16 protein-coding genes and 1 pseudogene are annotated in these 16,487 nt (G+C 67.5%); 5 read left to right on the top strand and 12 right to left on the bottom strand.

Annotated elements, in window-relative coordinates; translation table 11 throughout:
- From A5691_RS00205 to A5691_RS00235, 8 genes and pseudogenes are all read right to left on the bottom strand, one after another.
- A partial coding sequence (locus A5691_RS00205; RefSeq protein WP_231975404.1) for a CaiB/BaiF CoA-transferase family protein occupies window positions 1-1,867 on the bottom strand: 1,867 nt, incomplete at its 3' end.
- 113 nt (window positions 1,868-1,980) lie between these two features.
- Window positions 1,981-2,099 (bottom strand): annotated as a pseudogene (locus A5691_RS29040) (enoyl-CoA hydratase/isomerase family protein); the annotation flags it as partial.
- Between the two features lie 2 nt (window positions 2,100-2,101).
- The gene (locus A5691_RS00210; protein ID WP_067759643.1) at window positions 2,102-3,220 is read right to left on the bottom strand and encodes a Xaa-Pro peptidase family protein; all 1,119 of its coding nucleotides are present in this window, start codon (window positions 3,218-3,220) and stop codon (window positions 2,102-2,104) included.
- Entirely contained in the window at window positions 3,210-4,460 is a 1,251-nt protein-coding gene (locus A5691_RS00215) for a Xaa-Pro peptidase family protein (protein ID WP_067759648.1), read from the bottom strand. Before A5691_RS00215 ends, A5691_RS00210 begins: the two co-directional genes overlap by 11 nt.
- 8 nt (window positions 4,461-4,468) lie before the next feature.
- On the bottom strand, window positions 4,469-5,530 hold the full coding sequence (locus A5691_RS00220) for an amidohydrolase family protein (RefSeq protein ID WP_197505044.1): 1,062 nt from the start codon (window positions 5,528-5,530) through the stop codon (window positions 4,469-4,471).
- A gap of 159 nt (window positions 5,531-5,689) precedes the next feature.
- On the bottom strand, window positions 5,690-6,937 hold the full coding sequence (locus tag A5691_RS00225) for a cytochrome P450 (RefSeq protein ID WP_067759658.1): 1,248 nt from the start codon (window positions 6,935-6,937) through the stop codon (window positions 5,690-5,692).
- A gap of 1 nt (window position 6,938) precedes the next feature.
- The gene (locus A5691_RS00230; RefSeq protein ID WP_067759844.1) at window positions 6,939-7,133 is read right to left on the bottom strand and encodes a ferredoxin; all 195 of its coding nucleotides are present in this window, start codon (window positions 7,131-7,133) and stop codon (window positions 6,939-6,941) included.
- Window positions 7,134-7,144: 11 nt separating this feature from the next.
- Window positions 7,145-7,810: a TetR family transcriptional regulator gene (locus A5691_RS00235; protein ID WP_067759664.1), complete on the bottom strand. Its 666-nt coding sequence runs from the start codon at window positions 7,808-7,810 to the stop codon at window positions 7,145-7,147.
- Between the two features lie 219 nt (window positions 7,811-8,029).
- Here A5691_RS00235 and A5691_RS00240 point away from each other — a divergent pair, with 219 nt between their 5' ends.
- On the top strand, window positions 8,030-8,674 hold the full coding sequence (locus A5691_RS00240; RefSeq protein ID WP_067781453.1) for a PAS domain-containing protein: 645 nt from the start codon (window positions 8,030-8,032) through the stop codon (window positions 8,672-8,674).
- Between the two features lie 10 nt (window positions 8,675-8,684).
- On the opposite strand, the gene A5691_RS00245 is transcribed toward A5691_RS00240, so the two are convergent.
- Entirely contained in the window at window positions 8,685-9,491 is an 807-nt protein-coding gene (locus tag A5691_RS00245) for an SDR family NAD(P)-dependent oxidoreductase (protein ID WP_067759673.1), read from the bottom strand.
- 148 nt (window positions 9,492-9,639) lie between these two features.
- Between A5691_RS00245 and A5691_RS00250 the strand changes: the two genes are divergently transcribed.
- The 4 genes from A5691_RS00250 (at window position 9,640) to A5691_RS00265 (ending at window position 13,840) form a co-directional block, all read left to right on the top strand.
- Entirely contained in the window at window positions 9,640-10,407 is a 768-nt protein-coding gene (locus A5691_RS00250) for an SDR family oxidoreductase (protein ID WP_067759678.1), read from the top strand.
- A gap of 33 nt (window positions 10,408-10,440) precedes the next feature.
- On the top strand, window positions 10,441-11,184 hold the full coding sequence (locus A5691_RS00255) for an SDR family NAD(P)-dependent oxidoreductase (protein WP_067759683.1): 744 nt from the start codon (window positions 10,441-10,443) through the stop codon (window positions 11,182-11,184).
- Between the two features lie 5 nt (window positions 11,185-11,189).
- Window positions 11,190-12,056 carry an ABC transporter substrate-binding protein gene (locus tag A5691_RS00260; protein WP_067759688.1) on the top strand — a complete coding sequence of 289 codons (867 nt, stop codon included), beginning with the start codon at window positions 11,190-11,192 and terminating at the stop codon, window positions 12,054-12,056.
- 149 nt (window positions 12,057-12,205) lie between these two features.
- Window positions 12,206-13,840, top strand: coding sequence for a multicopper oxidase family protein (locus A5691_RS00265; protein ID WP_067891031.1), 1,635 nt, complete (start codon window positions 12,206-12,208; stop codon window positions 13,838-13,840).
- Here A5691_RS00265 and A5691_RS00270 read toward each other — a convergent pair.
- From A5691_RS00270 to A5691_RS00280, 3 genes are read right to left on the bottom strand one after another with little or no spacing between them, the layout of a single operon-like run.
- A complete protein-coding gene (locus A5691_RS00270) occupies window positions 13,837-14,661 on the bottom strand; it encodes an alpha/beta fold hydrolase (protein ID WP_067891028.1) in 825 nt (274 codons plus the stop codon). The two genes, A5691_RS00265 and A5691_RS00270, sit on opposite strands and share 4 nt — an antisense overlap.
- Entirely contained in the window at window positions 14,661-15,653 is a 993-nt protein-coding gene (locus tag A5691_RS00275) for a cyclase family protein (RefSeq protein WP_067891025.1), read from the bottom strand. Before A5691_RS00275 ends, A5691_RS00270 begins: the two co-directional genes overlap by 1 nt.
- On the bottom strand, window positions 15,650-16,474 hold the full coding sequence (locus A5691_RS00280) for a coniferyl-alcohol dehydrogenase (protein ID WP_067759707.1): 825 nt from the start codon (window positions 16,472-16,474) through the stop codon (window positions 15,650-15,652). The genes A5691_RS00275 and A5691_RS00280 overlap by 4 nt, the downstream gene beginning before the upstream one ends.
- Between the last annotated feature and the right edge of the window lie 13 nt (window positions 16,475-16,487).

Below are 16,487 nucleotides of genomic sequence, written 5' to 3' on the forward strand. Positions count from 1 at the left end.
ATGAGTTCGGCCGGTCCGACAGCTGGGTAGCGATCGCGGTGAACACCGACGAGCAGTGGGAGGCCCTGAGCGCGGCGTCGACCATCGCCGCTTCGACGAACACGCCCCGGCCGGTGCGCCGCCTGTGCGAGAGCGCCAGCAGCACCGCATTCGCGGCGTGCATGCCCGCATTGGGGTCACCGATCGAGTAGGGATCGTAGGGCGTGCGGTCGGCGTATCCCGTCAGCCACGTCAGTCCGGACGCCGCCTCGATGACATAGGCGAAGGCCGGGTTGTCGCGCCACGGCCCGTCCAGGCCGAACCCCGGCATCCGCACCAGCACCGCGTCGGGCTTGATGGCCTGCACGGCAGCGAAATCCAGCCCGATCTGCTCGAGGACGCGGGGCGTGAAATTCTCGACGACCACGTCGCAGGTCGCGATGAACCGGCGCAGTAGCTCCCGCCCGCGGGGGGTCTGCAGGTCCAGCGTCAAGTCTTTCTTGTTGGTGTTGAGCGCCGCGAAAATCGGCGACCGCTCCCACCACTGGGTTTCGGTGACGGGAACGCCGGCGATCAGCCGGGTCCCGTCGGGGCGGCGGACGGACTCGACGTGGATGACGTCGGCGCCCAGCATCGCCAGGAAATGCGTGCAGCATGGGCCGGCCCAGAACGTCGTCAAGTCGAGCACGCGAACCCCGTTCAGGGGCAGCGGGTTTGCCGGCCGGCTCGGCCCGGGGCGGAGGGTCAGGTTTGCGGTCCGATAATGCGCCGTATGCTCCCCCAGCCGCGGCGCCGGTTGGGGCCGGCACAGCAGTGGGGGATGCAGTCGATAAGGATGGCCCGGTTGGACAAACCGGTCGTCGGGGCTGCGCACGAACGAGCCGCGTTCGACGAAGTGGTCAAGGGATGCGACGTTGGCGCCGTTGGCAACCGGAGCGTTGGGTATCCGGAACGCCGTCGCGAGTTCTCGGATCTCCTCCACGGTGTGGTCTTCGAACCACGCGTAGATCTCGTCGGCGTTGAGGTTGGCCCGCTCGGTGATCGTCAGTTCGAGGTGTTCGTCGATCCATTCCGGACGGCCGATCATCGCGCACAGGTCGAACCACTGTTGCGCGGTCCCGCAGCCGACGTCGACGAGTCCGTCCTTGGCGCGGGCGACGCCCGGAACGGTAAGGCGCCGCGCGTCGCGCCACGGCCGCCCGAGCATCTCGAAATAGGTGACGGGATAATAGGTCAGCGACAAGATCTGGGTTTCCAGCATCGACAGGTCCAGGAGTTCGCCGGCGCCGCCGCAGGTTCGGCCGTAGCGCGATGCCAGCATCGCCGCGCTCGCGTGGACGCCGGCCATGTACTCGCCGACCTGTCCGCCGACGAACACCGGCGCCCGGCCCGGTTCGCCACGGCCGAGGCCGATGATGCCGCCCGACCATGCCTGCAGCGTGAATTCGGTGGCCGCACGGTCACGCCACGGCCCCTGGAGGCCGAAGGGCGTGATCGACATGACGGTGAGATGCGGGTAGCGGCGGTGCATTGCCGTAGGCGAAAAATCGTCGTGTTCGGCGACTTTCGAGCCGCCCGACCACACCACCGCATCGGCGGCCGAGAGCAGCCTGTCGACCAGCTCGACGTCGTCTTCGATGCCCGGATCCGCGACGACGCTGTGCTTTGCTCCGGCCAGAAAGCTGAACAGCGCGCCGTCACCGCCGGGTGGTATGCGGGTGCCGGAGGCGGACCATGAACGCAGTGGATCGCCCTTCGGCGGCTCGACTTTGACGACGTCGGCCCCGCCGTCGGCGAGCAACTTGGTGCAGTAGGCGCCCGCTATCCCGGTGGACAGGTCGACCACGGCATAGCCGGCCAACGGTGGTTCGGGGGTCGGTTCCGCCACTACCGCTTCCGCTTTCGGTCGGTGTCTTTCTTGGCGCCCTTGCGCCCCTTCTTGCTCGGCCGCCATTCCGGTGGCAACTTACCGTCGTTGTCTCTCACCGCCCCGCCCAGCCCGGCGATCGTGGGCGCATTCAGCTGATCCGGCCGATCGAACGTGATGGGGCGATGCGGGTCTCGCCATCCTTGTGGTACCTGACGATCTCCTCGGCGGAGGGTTCCGAGTTGCCGGACATGACTATTCGTGCCACGACGGGCTGCAAGTCAGCACCTCGGGTCCGTCGGCGGAGATGAGTACCGCCTCCCGCCCGAAGACGGCACCGGTTCCCTGCTCCCACACGTAGCCAGTCACGGCCAACACCATGCCGGCCTCGAGCCGTTCCCCCGCGGCGGTCGCCGGCAGGCGATTGGAGATGACGGGTGGGTCAAAGCCCATGCCCAGCCCGCGGGCGACCGGCATCGGCGGCGCGGCCTCCCCCGCGGCCTCGTAGGCGGACAACAACTCACCTGCTCCGGTTCCGGGTTGGCATGCGGCTAGCAGCCTGTCCCACAGGCTGTTCCAGCGCCGATACAGCGCCGCCGCACCGCGGGCCGCGCCGGCCGGCCAGGTGCGTCCAACCTCGCCGACGTAGCCACCGGCCAGCACACCGGCCGAGAACGCCACCAGGTCGCCATCTTTCACCCGGCCGTCGCTGGTGGCTAGCCGCCACGGGTGGTCTGGCGAGGTCACCCATGCGACATCCTGGTTCGACGGCGTGCTCACCCCGCCGGCCGCGACGGCCTCCAGCAGGACGCCGGCGAGCGCCTGTTCGGTTACCCCGGGCCGCAATTCGGACACGGCAGCGGCCAAGCCCGACTCGGCGACCGCGATTGCCTCGCGCAACGGGACCAGTTCCTCGGCCGTCTTGATGCGCCGGGCGGCGCGCATCGCCAGTTCGCCGTCCACGAGTTCCGCGTTGGGGAACGCCGTCGGCAACAACTGCGCGAACACAGGTGAGATCGCGTCGGTTCCGACGCGCCGGGCGGCGGCGGCCCCGTCGATGCGCTGCAGCGCCGACACGGTGTTCATCGGGTTCCACGTGATCCCGTAGAGGTTTTCGTGCGGGATGTCGTCGGGGACGCCCTCATCCCAGGTGCTGAGCAGATGGATCGCGCCGGTGTCGCGCACCAGCACACACGTCGGGCCGAACGGCCGGGTGCCGGCGACCCACAACTGCGGCGCGCCGGTGACGTATCGGACGTTGGCTTGGCGGCCGAGAACCAGGACGTCGAGGTCGCGCGCCGCCATCTGATCCAGCACACGCCGGCGGCGACCCGAGCGCAGCGCACGGTCGTCGGGGCAAACTTCAACTGACATGGGAGCCATAAGGGTCATAGGGGTAGTCGGTCAAGCGGATCCAGCCCTCCTCGGTGATTACCAAGACCTCTTCGCTGCGGTAACCGCCGGTGCCGTCCTCCCACACGACCGGCTCCAAGACCAGCACCATGCCGGGCCGCAGGACGAAGCTCTCGTCGAAGTCGGCGCCGAGATCGGTTCCGATCATGGGCATTTCGGCGGCGTTCACACCGATCCCGTGGCCCAGGTAGAAGTGCGGCAGCCACGGCTTGCTCCCGCCATTGGCTTCGATGGCGGCCCGGCCCAGATCGGCCGCCGTGACGCCGGCTTTGGCGACACCGAGAACGGCGGTCATGATCTCGAACCACCGGTCGAACTGCGCCCGCTGGCGTGGCGACGGGTCCCTGCCGACGATCCACGTGCGGCCGAAATCCGAGCAGTAGCCCCGGTAGGTGATGCTGACGTCGGTCCACAGCACGTCGCCCTCGGCGAGCACCCGCTCGGTGGTCAGCAGCGGCAACGCCAGGTCGCCGTGCGTGGTCCATACGCCGTCGGCCTTGCTCGGCGGCATCACCTGCCAGATCGGTTCGAGCATGCTGGCGGTGGCACCCAACTCGAAGGCCCGCCGCAAAAAGCTCGCCGACAACTCGATCTGGCGAATCCCCGGAGCCAGTCGCTTGTGCACCTCCACCATCGCCTCGTCGGTGATGCGGATGGCGGTGCGCATGCACGACAACTCGTCCGGCGTCTTCACCGACTTGGCGGCGCTCACAACGGCCGCGGCATCGACGGGCGGACCGCCGGGAAACAGCGACTTCGCGGCGCGCGACATGGCGCCGGTGCACTCGTCGACCGCGATCACCGCCTGGGCCGGGATCAAGCCGGCCAGCAGGCGCGCGAATTCTTGGACGCCCTCGTCGAATTCGAGATAGACCGGGCCGTGCACATGATCGGTGGGCAGGTCCGACTCCTGCGACGCGCCCTCACGGAACGGCAGGAACAGGTGCGGCCACTCGTCCCCGGCGAGCACGACGGCGACCGGCCGCTCCACATAGGACAGCCCGGCGTCGCCGAGCGGCCAACTCGTCCCGGTGGCATAGACCACCGCGCTGTTGCCCAGCAGGATCAGCGCGTCGACGCCGCGTTCGGCCATCGCCGAGCGGAGCCGGTCCCCTGTTTCGCGGCGCATGCGGCCCAGGTCTGGCGTCTCGGGGATCACCAGGCTGCTGGTGCCCGCGCCCGCTTGCGCGAACGTCGTCATCGGGTCTCCTACAGGCCCAGAAATGCGGTGATGTTGCCGCTCACGATCTTCGCGGCGTCGGCGGGGCCGACCGCGTCCACGACGGCGGCCAGCGACTTCTCGGAATACCCGTAGGTGCTTTCGTTGTGCGGGTAGTCGCTGGACCACATCACCTTGTCCACACCGATCTTGTCGATCAGCTGCAGGCCGAGCGGGTCGACCATGAACGACGCGCTCATATGGTTGTCCCAGTAGTACCGCACGTCGTGCTGCAACGGGCGGTTGAACATGTGCTGGTAGGAGGCGACCAGGTGCTCGGCGTCCTGCAACGCCCACGGAACCCAGGCGATGCCGCCCTCGAACCAGCCGATCCGCAGGCCGGGATGATCGTCGAGGATGCCGCCAAAGATGTACTTGGCGAACGTCTCCCGGAAGCCGTCGATGTTGATCATCATCCCGACCACGACGCTGTTGAACTCGGTCGGGCTCTTCGGCGGCGTCTCCCCGATGTGGTGGGTGACCGGAAGGCCGGCGGCTTCGATCTCATCCCACACCGGGCTCATCGACGTGCTGGAGTAGTCGATCGGGTTGCCGTCGTCATCCTTGCCCGGGTTCAGTGGCATCAAAAAAGTCTTGAGCCCCAGTGACTTCAGCTCGTCCAGCGTCCGTCGGGTCCCTTGGGGGTCCCACCAGTTGATCAGGCCGGCGCCGTAGAAGTGGCCATCCGAGCGTTCCTGGAGCTCGGCGATGTACTCGTTGTAGATGCGGAAGGCCAGTTCGCGAAGTTTCTTGTCCGGGTAATGGAACAGCGCCAGGATCGCGTTGGGGAACGCCAGTTCCTTTTCGACGCCGTCGTCGTGCAGCTCCTGGATGCGCGCCTCGATGTTGGTGCTTGCCGCGCCCGGAAGGTCGTCGTATTGCATCAGCACCGCACTGAAGTCACCCGGCAGGAACGACTGACCCTTGCGGCCGACTTGGTAGGCGCCGTCCTCGTACCAGATCCGCGGCGCTTTGTCCTTGAGGTCGTCGGGAAAGCGTTGGTAGAAAATGTCATCCGCCAGCGAGATGTGGTTGTCCGCGGAGAACACCACGGTTCCCGGCGGCAGGCCGACGTCCGCGCCCGAGGCGTGGCCGCGGCGATCCTTGGGGGCGCCGAAGCCGCCGGGCGGATAGAGCGAAACGGTGCTTGTTTGAGTCGTCATCGTTGACCCTCCATTCGGATCGGCGTTGTGAGCGTAGCGACCCGGGGGCTACCAGGTCACCGGAAGTTCGTAGACGCCGTAGGCGAGTCGGTCGTCTTTGAGGGGCACGTCCTCGACCGGGACGGCCAGTTCGAGCGTCGGGATGCGGCGGAGCAGGGTGCGGTACACGATTTGCAGCTCGGCGCGGGCGAGCTGCTGTCCCACGCACTGATGCCGGCCGTAGCCGAAAGCGACGTTGCGGTCGGCCCCCGAGCGGTGCAGGTACAACCGGTCGGGCTCGGGGAATGCGTGCGGATCCCAGTTGGCCGGGGCCAGGTCGATGATGATCCCTTCGCCGGCGCGGATCGTCTCGCCGGCGATGTGGATGTCTTCGAGCGCGACGCGACGCTGACCGTTCTGAATGATGCTGAGGTAGCGCAACAATTCCTCGACCGCGCTGGCAACGACCTTGGGGTCCTCGGCGTCGCGCAACACCGCCAACTGGTCCGGGTTCATCAGCAGCGCGAGCACCCCGAGGCCGATCATGTTCGAGGTGGTCTCGTGCCCGGCGATCAGCAACCCGGTACCCAGCTGCGCCGCCTCTTTCACGCTCAGCTCGCCGGCCTTCACCCGCTCGGCGAGATCGGACACCGCATCCTCGCCCGGATCCTCCATCTTGGCCTCGACGAGCTGCGCGAGATACCTGTTCAGGCTCATGGCGCCCTTGACGGTGTCTTCGCCCGTCGCGTACCGCGCGAGCCCGACATTCGCGTGGTGCTGGAACATGTCGGCGTCCTCGTACGGGACCCCGAGCAACTGGCTGATCACCAACGACGGAACCGGCAACGCCAGCGCGGTGATCACGTCGGCGGGCCGCGGGCCGGCCAGCATCGCATCGATGTGATCGTCGGTGATCTGCTGGATGGCCGGGCGCAGACCCTCAACGCGCTTGAACGTGAAGGGTTTCGACAGCATGCGCCGAAACCGGGTGTGCTCTTCCCCGTCGGCGGTGAAGACCGAACGCGGCCGCTTGTGCACCGTGGACAACATGCCCGCGTTCCAGTGCGGAAAACCGGCCAGCCGGTCGTCGACGCTGACCCGGGAATCCGAGAACAACTCCCGCACCTGCTCGTACCCGGTGATGAGCCACGGTGTGCTGCCGTCCCAGATCCGGACCCGGGACAGCGGTCGCATCTTGGCCAGCGCCATCACACCAGGCGGCGGCGCGAACGGGCAGCCCACCTGCCTCGGCATCGGATAATCCGGGATCCCGGATGCCGCCTCGGCCGCGGAAGTGTTGGTCAGCGTTTCCGACATGTCATTCCTCGATGTGGATGGCGAGCGCGGGGCAGGCCGCGGCTGCCCGCCGGGCGCCGTCGGCCTGTTCGGGCGATGGACTGGGGTTGAGCAGAACCACGACGCCGTCATCGTCGCGCTGGTCGAACACCTCGGGCGCGTTCAACACGCAGTTCCCCGACGACGCGCAGACGTCTTGGTCGACAGCCACTTTCATCTGCAGACCTTTCACTCGTACGGCGTGACGGGCGCAAGCCACAAGCCCACGATGGCGTCGATGAGGCCCGATGCCGCGGCCCGCCAGGACCGCTGGGACGGTGAAGCACCCGCGGCCAGCGCTCGTTCCCGATCGGCGCACGTGTGCATCAACAGGTTGCGGGCCATGATGTTTCGTTCGAAGTGCACTTCGGCCGGCAGGTCGGGCAGGCAGCGGTTGATGCCGTCGACGACCTGGACCAGCGACGGTGAGCTCAGCGCGCCCTTGACGATGATGTTGTAGTACGCGGGATCGGTCATCGCCTGCGCCGCGAACCGCGCATACCACGTGGGATTGCCGAGCTCCTCCAGGTGATCGGTCAGCGGGCGCACCAGGCAGGCGACCCAATCCCTCATCCCCGGGGATTTCTTCGAGTCGAGCAACTCGGCCACCATCTGCTCGCGCAACTGCTCGACCGGCCGGCGGTGCTTGTGTTCGATCGCCCGGACCAGATCGGCCTTGGTGCCGAAGTGGTAGCCCACCGCGGCGTTATTGCCCTGGCCGGCGGCCTCGCTCACCTGACGGTTCGACACCGCGAACATGCCGTGCTCGGCGTACAACCGCTCGGCCGCGACCAAGATCGCTTCCTGCGTGGAACTGGCCCGCTCGGTTCGCACGGTCCGGCCGATGGTGGTCACCCGGACAGTCAACCGCGGCCGCGCGATTAAGTCAAGCGATTGATTTAATTCGCCATTCGCCATTCGCCGTTCGCCGTGCGACGGCGTCGCTTCGGTGCCACATGGCGGACAGCGGGTGACAAAGGTCCCTCGCCCGGGTCGGCCCCACTGGGTCACGATGGCTTCTTGCGCGGCGGCGACGTGGCGGTGTCAGGACGGTGAACCATTGCGGGGGTAGGCATGTTGTCAGCCAGCCGGGTAGCGGCGATCGAGGAATCCGCGTGGTTCCAATCGAAGTGGTCGCCGTACCTGTTGGCCGACGCCGACTTGCGCATCCGCGCAGTGAATTCCGCCTGCGAACGCGTGTCGGGGCATCCGCGCGAAGAGCTGCTGGGCCACCAGCTGTTCGACGTCTTTCCGGACAACCCGGCTGATCCTGAAGCGGACGGGGTGGCCAACGTCTCCGCGTCGCTGGAGTGGGTCTTCCGCCGTGGGGTTCGGCACTGGATGGGGGTCCAGCGCTACGACCTTCCCGACCGGCGGAACCCGGGCGCGTTCGTCTACCGGGTCTGGACACCGATGAACGACCCGATCAAGGACGGCAAGAAGACCGTCGCCGTCCTGCAGCACGCCCAGGACGTCACCCGCGTCGTACCCCCGACGCCGGAGGAGCGCGCGTATCCGAAACTTTTCGAGTTGAGGCGCGCGGCCGAGGTGCTCGGGCGCCAATTTCCCGATCTCCCCAGCGAAGCGGTGCTCGGCGTGCTGACGCACTCGCACAGCGTGATCACGGAAAGCGCTGGCGCCGAGGACCTTGAGCGCGCGCAGGCACTCGCGAAGCTACGGCTGGAAACCCACGCCGGACATCCAGCGCAAGAGCCCTGACGCGGCGCCCTCACTCGCCCTTGCGGGGGCGGATCACCTTGCCGGCGGACGTCCCCCCGTCTACCGGCAGCACCGTACCGGTGACATAGCGCGACCGGTCGGTGGCGAAGTACAACGCCGCCTCGGCGACGTCCTCGGGCGTGCCCTCCCGCTTCAGTGGCCGGTCGTCGCGCATCCCCTGCCGAATTTTCGCCTCGAACCGCGCCAGCTCATCCGGATCCACGTCGACCGCCGACGACGCCAGGATAGGGGTGGGGATGCTGCCGGGGGCAATCGCGTTGACCCGAATCTCATGGCGCGCCAACTCGATTGCCGCCGACTTGGTGAACTGGACGACCGCGGCCTTCGAAGCACGGTAGATCATCACCCCGCCGCCCGCCTGGATTCCGCCGATCGACGTCAGGTTGATGATCGATCCGCCGCCGTTTTCGGCCATGTGGCGAGCGGCATCCCGGGTGCCGGCCATCACCCCCAGGACGTTGACCCCCATCACCCGGTGAAAGTCGGCGAGATCGTCGTCGAGCAGCCGGCGCAGGGGGCTGGAAATCCCGGCGTTGTTCACCATCACGTGCAGGCCGCCGAATCTCTCGACGGTGGTGGCGACCAAAGCCCCGACCTGTTCGGGATCGGAGACGTCCGTGCGCCGGAACAACGCCCCGGCGCCCAACGTGGCGGACAGCTCCTCGCCCCGGTCCGCCTCGACGTCGGCGATGACCACCCGCGACCCCTCGGCAACGAACCGTTCCGCTATCCCGCGACCGATTCCCGACGCGCCGCCGGTAACGATGGCAACCTTGCCAGCCAGTTCGTTGACCACCCGACGAGTTAATCCGCGTCGACCAGGTTAAGTCAAGCAGTTGATTTAAGCGGTCGGAGGGAGAGGGTACGGCCCGAGGGTTCCCCTTGTCCCGCGCACCGGCCATGCTGAGGGGACCAGTTCATCGGGAAACTCGGGAGGGCTCGACATGAAGGTATTGGTCATCGGGGGCAGCGGACTCATCGGGTCGCAGGTCATCGCCAATCTGACGGAGTTGGGGCACGAGGCGGTGTCAGCCTCGCCGCGGTCGGGGGTCGACTCCGTGACCGGCGAAGGTCTCGCCGAGGCCGTGGCGGGCGTGCACACGGTGGTAGACGTGTCGAATTCGCCGTCGTGGGCCGACGACGATGTGCTGAACTTCTTCACCACCTCCACCCGCAACCTGCTGGAGGCGGAGCGGGCCGCCGGCGTGCAGCACCATGTAGCCCTCTCGATCGTGGGCGCCGATCGCACCCAGGAGAGCGGCTACATGCGGGCCAAGGTCGCCCAGGAGAAGCTGATCAAGGAATCGGGACAGCCGTACTCGATCGTGCGGGCGACGCAGTTCTTCGAATTCGTCAGCGGCATCGCCGATTCGGCGACCGACGGCGACACTGTTCGCCTGCCGCATGCGGCGTTCCAGCCCATCGCCGCCAAGGACGTCGCCGCGGCCGTAAGCCGCGCAGCGGCCGGTGAGCCGACCAATGGGGTCACCAACATCGCGGGTCCCGAAAAGCTGGGCATGGACGACTTCGCCCGCGCCAGCCTGGCCGCGGACGGCGATGCACGCCAGGTCGTGACCGATCCGACGGCGCGCTACTACGGCGCCGAACTCGATGACCACAGCATCGTTCCCATCGACGGGGAAGACCCGACGATCTACTCCACCCGCTTCAGCGACTGGAAGGCCAGTCAAACTCCCAGCGGTGCGCGCTAGCCGGCCGCGGAAAGCCACCGGGGGGTGAGACCGATGCCACGAGTCGCATTGATCACCGGAGCAAGCCGGGGAATCGGGGCGGCGACCGCGCGGGTCCTGGCCGAGGCGGGCATGCGGGTGGTGGTCAACCACCGCGCGAGCGCGCCGGAAGCGGAGGAGGTGGTGGCCGGCATCACCGCGGCCGGCGGCGAAGCCGTCGCGATTCAAGCCGATGTCACCGTGCCCGGCGACGTGTCGGCGATGGTCGACGAAATCGCGCAGCGCTGGGGCGGGGCCGACGTGCTGGTCCACAATGCGCTGATCCCGTTCGTCGTCACCTCGTTCGCCGACCTCACCTGGGAACAACTGGGTGGCAAGGTGAACACCGAGCTGCACGCCGCATACCTGTTGACCAAATCTGTTGTACCGCACATGATTTCCCGCGAATATGGCCGGTTGATCTATCTGAGCACCGGACTTTCGCGTCGTCCGCGCGAAGGGATGATCGCGCTGGGCACGGCGAAGGCGGCGCTGGACCAGTTCGTCCGATACGTCGCACTCGAGCTGGCGCCGCACGGGATCACCGCGAATCTCGTCGCGCCCGCCACCGTGGGCGGCACGACGGTGACCGGGCAGCTCTCCTCCGAGCGGGTGCGTCAGCTCGGAGAGGCCGCGCCGATGGGTAGGCTCGTCACCCCCGAGGAGGTCGCCCACACGATCGCGTTCTTGGCCAGTGCGGACTCGGGTTTCACCACCGGGCACTATCTGCCGGTCAACGGCGGCCTGGCGATGGACTGAACACCGTGCACACCATCGATTTGGCCTACGTCGGGCGCGGCATTCACGAAGAACTGGTCGCGTATGTGGCCGATCAGGAGGGTTACTTCCACGATGAGGGGGTGCACGTGGCGGTGCGGGACGGAATAGGCTGGGACACAGAGCGTCTGCGCTCCTGCGCGACGATCGGCCTCGGACGTGCCGTGTTGTCGCGACTGACGCACGGCATCGAATGGACGGTCCTGAGCGTCAACACGCACCGTCCGCTGTTCTGGTTCCTGGGCGGCGCCGGGGTGAGATCCATGGCGGATCTTCGCGGGCGCCGGCTTGCGGTGCACGCACCGCACACCGCGCCGGGCTGCTTCGCCCGAATCGTGCTGCGTCGGCACGGCCTTGATCCCGATCACGACCTCGAGTGTGTGGTGCGCGCGCCCGGTGACTACCAGATGGATTTGAGGAAGCTGCGGGATAAGTCGATCGACGCCGCGTATGTCGGGAGCACTCTTGATCCCGAGCAGGTCGCCGAGGAGGAAGGCTTCCACGCGCTGGCCTGGGTGGGAGATCACTTCCAGATTCCCACCGTCGGAGTCGCTGTGGATCCGACCCGGCTTCCGATCGACAGCCCGGCTGTCCAAGCGGTGGTGCGGGCCAACCGACGTGCCCTGAAGACCATGGCGGAACGGCCCGATTTGGCGATCGGCCACATGGCGTCATTCTTGAACCGGCTGACGGTCGCCGAACTGCAACGCCACTACGAGCACTACATCGGTCCGTACTTCACCGCCGACGGCCGGGTGCACCTCGATACCGCCCAGCGCGCGCTCGACGCGGTCGCCGCCGAACTCGGCGTCACGCCGCTGCCGGCCCAGCGGATCTACCAGCCTGCCGTCTAGCCGGGCACTGAAAAACGAGGTCGGTTCATGTTCGCTTCGGCCGCGCGGCGCTGCTCGCCGCCCACGATCGGTGCTGCCCGTTGCGCTCCGCGGGCCGCCCGGACGCGGTATAAGACAGGGGGACGAGTCGAGCAAACGAGGAGCGATCGATGCGTGTGCAACCCGCAAGTGGTGCCCCCTTCGAGCAAACGCTCCTCACCAGGCGAGGATTCATCGCCGCCGGCATCGCCGGGGGGTTCGCGCTGACGGCGTGCAGTCAATCCAAGCCCGCGCTGTCGGGCGACGCCCAGATGGCCGCCGCCATTGACGCCGCCGAGGCCGCCCGGCCGCACAGCGGCCGCACCGTCACCGCCAGCCTGACCGCTCAATCGGTCCAGATCGACCTCGGCGGTCCCGTTGTCCGCACGCTGGCCTACGGGAACTCGATCCCCGGAGCGCCGATTCGGGCGCGAATCGGTGACGAGCTGGTGGTGAACGTGTCGAACCGGCTCGACCACCCGACGTCGGTGCACTGGCACGGCATCGCGCTGCGCAACGACATGGACGGCGCCGCGCCCGCCAGCCCGAACATCCCGGCCGGCCAGGACTTCACCTACCGCTTCTCCGTCCCGAATGCGGGCACCTACTGGGCCCATCCGCATACCGGCGGCCTGGACGCCGACACGGGTCTCTACCTGCCGGTCATCGTCGACGACCCGACGGAGGGCAATTACGATGCCGAATGGATTGTGGTACTTGATGACTGGACCGACGGCATCGGAAAGTCGCCTCAGCAGCTCTACACCGAACTGACCAGCCCGAACAAGCCCGCCCCGCCAAGCGCGCCCCCGACGACGACCACCACTTCCACCACGAGTGAGACGCCCACGACGACGTCGACGAGTGAGACCTCGGCAACGTCGACCAGCCCGACCAGCTCGACAAGCCCGCCGCCCCCGACGGCCGCGACCTCTGGCGGCAGCGTGGGCAGAAGCGATCTGATCGGCGGCGACGCCGGCGACATCGCTTACCCCTACTACCTGATCAACGGCCGAATCCCCGCCGCTCCCATGAGCTTCAGCGCGAAGCCGGGGCAGCGCATCCGGATCCGCTTCATCAACACCGGCTCCGACACCACGTTCCGCGTCGCGCTGGCCGGTCATTCGATGACGGTCACCCACACCGACGGTTACCCCGTGGTCCCCACCCAGGTCGACGCGCTGCTGATCGGGATGGCCGAGCGCTACGACGTCATCGTGACCGCCGCCGACGGCGTATTCCCCTTGGTCGCACTCGCGGAGGGAAAGAACGCTCTGGCCCGCGCGCTGCTGTCCACCGGCGCGGGCGGCCCGCCCGACCCCGGATTCCAACCGCCGGAGCTCAATCGACGGGTGGGCACGGTCGAGATGTTCACGGCCACAACGCCGGTGAACCTGGGCCGGCCGCAGCCGGGCCTGAACCTCCCGGTGGTGTTGGGCGGCAACATGGTCCAGTACAACTGGACTATCAATGGAAAGCCCTACAGCGACACCGAACCGTTGCACGTCCGGCAGGGTGAACGCCCCACGATCACGTTCGACAACACCACGATGATGTATCACCCGATTCACCTGCACGGCCACACTTTCCAACTGATCAAGGCCGACGGAAGCCCCGGACCCCGCAAGGACACCCTGATGGTGCTGCCCAACCAGAAACTGCTCGCCGTGCTGGTGGCCGACAATCCGGGTTTGTGGATGTTGCACTGCCACAACACCTATCACCAAGAGGCAGGCATGCAGACCCGGCTGGACTACGTGTTCTAAACGTTCGCGGCGAGGAAATCGAGCAGCAGACCGTTCACCGCTGCCGACTGCTCGATCTGTGGGCAGTGGCCGGCCCTGTCGACCACGACGGAGCGGGCACCGTCGATCTGCTTGGCGATCTGGGCGGACCAGCCGGCCGGCAGCAGCTTGTCGTCTCCCCCTTCGACGACCAACGTCGGCACGCTGATGCGCTGGTAGACCCGCGCGCTCGACGGGGTGGGGGGACGTGACGAGCCCGGGCGGCGAAAACGCGCCGCCGCCACCGCCTCCCACGCACCCGGCGCGGTACTCGACTCGTAGCGGCGTCCCACGTATTGCTCGTCGTCCGGATAGCCGGGGTCGTGGAACAGGGCTTCGACGATGCGCCGCATGGCCGGGAGCGTCGCGTCGTACTCCTGCAGCGCCGCAAAGTGTTTGTTCTGCTGGATGTCTCCGCCCCCGCAGATGATCGTCAGGCTGCGGACCGGTAGCAGCGACGTGTCCGCCGTGGCGTCGGTGAGCAGGTTGATGGCGCCCATCGAGTTGCCGACGAAGTGCGCCGAGTCGACGCCGAGCAGTTCACAGAACCGCGCCACGTGCCGGATCCGCATCCCGCGCCCGTCGACGAAATCGATGACCTTCGCCGAGGCCCCGAAGCCCAGCTGGTCCGGTGCGAGCACCCGGTATCGGCCGGCCAGCGCCGCGATGTTGCGTTCCCAGCCCAGCTCGGCGCTCGCGCCGAATTCACCGCCGTGCAGCAGCACCACCGGCTCGCCGTCGCCCGCCTCAAGGTAGCCGGTCGTCAGGCCGTCCACCAGCATGCTCTTGCGCGCGAAGGCCATCACTTGATCGCGATCGGGTTGACCGGAGAGCCGACCGCCCCGACCACCCGCAGGGGCGGCGCGACGAGCTGGAACTCGTACACGCCGTCGGCGGCGCAGTCCTCGGCGAGCGCGGTGAGGTCCCAGTATTCGCCGAAGATCATCCCCATGTCGCGCAGGCAGAGCAGGTGCAGGGGGAAGGTGATTCCGTCGATGCCGGACACCAGGTCTTCGACCTGAAGGTTGTCGGCGGCGACGGCCGCGATCTCGTGATCGTGCAGCCAGTGGGCGCACCGCCAGTCGAGCCCGGAGTAGCCTTCCGTCTTGTCTCCGGTCATGAGAAACCTTGTCCACCAGCCGGTCCGGATGAGCACGATGTCGCCCCGGCCGATGGTCACGCCCTGGGCGCGAACCACGTCGTCGAGTTCCTCCGGCGAGATCGGATTCCCGGCTTCGAGGAAGACCTCCGCCCCGCGGTGGCGAACCAGGTCCAGCAGCACGCCGCGGGAGGTGATGCCCTTGACGTCGACCTTGTCGATACCGCAGTGGTAGGCGCCCATGCTGGTCACCGAATCCGCCGCGAAACCGTTGTAGAGGTGGTCGTCGTAGTAGACGTGGGACAGCGCATCCCACTGGCTCGCCGCCTGCAACGGCATGATGATGATGTCGTCGTTGAACCGGAACGGGTTGTCGGCCGTCATGTAGCCACTCAGCTGGTGGGCCAACGGGTTACGCGGCCAGTTCGGCCCGTACTTGGCCAGCGTGTGCACGTCGCCGCCGTCGACGGTCATGATGTGGACCGGGTTGTGCCGGAACTCGAACGCGCCCTGCGGACCCGAGGCGCCGAAGTCCACGCCGAGCGGGAACACCTTGCCGTGCCTCACCAGACTCGCGGCCTGGGCTACCTTGTCCGCGGTGATGAAGTTGAGGGTGCCTAGCTCGTCGTCGTCGCCCCACCGTCCCCAGTTGGAGACGTCGCGCGCGGCCCGACGGAAGTCGGTCAAGTCGGTCACCGGGCTCCTTCCTGCCTTGGTAAGAGGTCACGCGCAATCGCGGCGCCCACGTTTCCGCCGTCGACCCAGATGACCTGGCCCGTGATGTAGCTGGCTGCACCACTATTCAAGAAGAGCAATACCGCGGCCTGCTCTTCGGGGTCGGAGACCCGACCCAACGGCTTGGGGATGTCGTCGAGGAATCCCTGCCCGTACGCAGTCCGGAGCTGGTCGAGGATCGGGGTCTCGGTGACCCCGGGGCCGGTGCAGTTGATGCGGATGCCCCTGGCACCCAGCGGTGTAGCGCTTCGCATGGTGTAGAAGATGATCGCCTCTTTGGACAGTTGGTAGCCGTTGCCGAGGCCCTGGGGATTGGCGTGGCACCACTCGATGCCCTCCCGCATCGTCGCGGTGTTCAGCAGGGGCGCGACCAGCGCCACGTGTTCGCGATAGGCGGCCGCCGCGAGCGAGGACACGCTCACGATCGACGATCCCGCGACCATCTTGGGAACCAGCGCCTCGGTGAAATGGCGCAGGCCCAGGAAGTTCACCGTGGCAACGAGGGCGGGGTCGCCGATCCCGGACGAGACGCCGGCGACGTTGAAAAGCGCGTCGACCGGCCCGCCGATCGAGGCGACGGCGTCATCGATCGAACCCTGGACAGCCAGGTCCACCTCACGAAAGTCGTTGAGCTGCACGTCCGGTCGCAGCCTGTCCAGCCCGACGACGTCGGCACCGAGTTCGGTGAGTTGGCGAACCAGCTGCCCCCCGATGCCCGAGGCGCACCCGGTCACCACCGCACGGCGGCCGTCGTAGCGCCAGAGCTCGTCGATCGATCCCAAGGCCGTCTCCTGT

It is taken from the genome of Mycobacterium sp. E183, from assembly GCF_001667735.1.
Lineage (GTDB): Bacteria > Actinomycetota > Actinomycetes > Mycobacteriales > Mycobacteriaceae > Mycobacterium.